At 29.7% G+C, this 2,009-nt stretch carries 1 protein-coding gene and 2 pseudogenes; 2 read left to right on the forward strand and 1 reads right to left on the reverse strand.

Features of this window, described 5'->3' with window-relative positions:
• The first annotated feature begins 107 nt into the window (after window positions 1–107).
• Window positions 108–1,117, forward strand: a pseudogene (gene asnA / locus ACMUOV_RS08990) (aspartate--ammonia ligase).
• A gap of 50 nt (window positions 1,118–1,167) precedes the next feature.
• On the opposite strand, the gene ACMUOV_RS08995 reads toward asnA, so the two are convergent.
• Window positions 1,168–1,653, reverse strand: coding sequence for a multiprotein bridging factor aMBF1 (locus tag ACMUOV_RS08995; protein ID WP_296797856.1), 486 nt, complete (start codon window positions 1,651–1,653; stop codon window positions 1,168–1,170).
• A 170-nt stretch (window positions 1,654–1,823) separates the two neighbouring features.
• Here ACMUOV_RS08995 and ACMUOV_RS09000 point away from each other — a divergent pair.
• Window positions 1,824–2,009, forward strand: a pseudogene (locus ACMUOV_RS09000) (proteasome-activating nucleotidase); the annotation flags it as partial.

Here is a 2,009-nt window from a genome sequence, read left to right on the forward strand (position 1 = left end):
AAAACAACTGAAAAAAATAAAAAACAAACAAAATTTTCTAAAAACAAAAATCAACTAAAAAATTTTGCGTCCCTTCCTCTTTTTTTTATTTATTAAAAGGTGGGGTCATGAATAAATTTTATTTTCCGGATGATTATGAAAGTCCACAGAGCATTATTGATACTCAAAAAGCTATTAAGGATGTAAAAGATTATTTTCAGGTTGCTCTTGCTAATGCGCTTGATTTAACTCGTATTTCAGCACCTATTTTTGTGACTCCCGAAAGTGGATTAAATGATAATTTGAATGGTGTAGAAGACCCTGTTTCTTTTAATATTAAAGAACAAGATAACAGAGAAGTTGAAATTGTTCATTCACTAGCAAAATGGAAAAGGGTTGCTTTGTATAGATATGGTTTTAAAAGACGTCAGGGTTTATATGCTGATATGACGGCTATTAGAAAAGATGAATGTACGGACAATATTCATTCTCTTTATGTAGACCAATGGGATTGGGAAATAATGATTGATAAATCTGAAGAAATATTGAAATGCTAAAAGAAGTAGTTTTTAGAATTTTTATGGTTATCAAGCAGACTGAATACTATGTTTGCGGTAAATATCATTTCATGAATCCTTTTCTTCCTAATGAAATTTATTTTGTTACCACGCAGGAATTGGAAGATCGTTGGCCAGATAAAACACCCGAAGAAAGAGAAGATATGATAGCTAGAGAAAAAGGTGCAGTATTTCTGATGAAAATTGGTGGCGATTTGCGCAGCGGAAAACCTCATGACCGCCGTGCTCCGGATTATGATGATTGGGAATTGAACGGGGATATCATAGTTTATTATCCTATATTGGATATTGCTTTAGAACTTTCCTCCATGGGAATTCGTGTTGATGGCGAAGCTCTTACTCGCCAACTTAAATTGGCAGGTTGTGAAGAAAGAGCTAATTTACCTTTCCATAAACTTATTTTAGAAAATAAACTGCCTTATAGTATTGGTGGTGGAATCGGACAGTCAAGAATATGCATGTTCTTCTTACAAAGAGCCCATATTGGTGAAGTACAGTCATCTGTCTGGCCGGATGAAGTTTATAAAGCGGCTAATGTTCATAATGTAAATATTATTTAATGTATATAAAAAAATAAGTTGTGGAAATAGTTATAATATTAAAATCATAACTATTTTCTTTTAATTTTTACAATATTTGCAAGTGTTCTCTCACCAGATGAATTATTAATGTACTGGCTTAAATCATCATTATTAATACTTTCAAGCAATGTAATGTTTAATGCTTTTTCTAATTTTTTTGTCAATTTATTATCTGGAGTCATTTTTCCAGATTCAATTCTGTTAATAACAGACACTCTTTCATTAATTTTTTTCCCTAAATCTTCTCTAGACCAGTTTTTAGCTTCTCTAGCATTCCTTACAGCAGTATTATAATTTTCAATTAATTCGTCTGAAGGTTCATCATTTCTATAATTTCTTTTTGGTTGTGTGGTTTTTCTTCCTTTTTTGTTTTGCTGGAATCTAGGTTTTGGGGGTGCTTTTTGTATTGTTCCAAGTTTAGCACATTCTTTACATACAACCATAACTGATCCTTCAATTTTTGCTCGTGTAGGATTTGTTTCACTTACTGGTTTACCACAAATTTCGCATTCCATATTAATCAGTTTTTTAATGTTAATTATGTAAATTTTTATATTATTTTCATTAATAAATTTTGTTTTTATCCACAAAATTTTTGTTTGATTACATTAAAATAAATAACTTTAAATATTTATAATTACTAAATGTTATTAAAAGTAACTTTGTTGTAGAAATTTTAATGGAGATGATTCACATGAATGATTTTGATGATTTGGAAAATTCTTCAAAAGAGGAATTAATTGAAAAAGTTGAATCTTTACAAGAGGAAATCGATTATATTCGTGAAGAAAAATCCAAAGCTAAAAGTAACTTAATGTGGAAAGTTAGGAAATTAGAAAAAGATAAAGTTCTGATTGAAAATGAAAAAATC

Origin of the sequence: Candidatus Ruminimicrobium bovinum (genome assembly GCF_902760015.1) — a bacterium.
GTDB classification, from domain to species: domain Bacteria; phylum Elusimicrobiota; class Endomicrobiia; order Endomicrobiales; family Endomicrobiaceae; genus Ruminimicrobium; species Ruminimicrobium bovinum.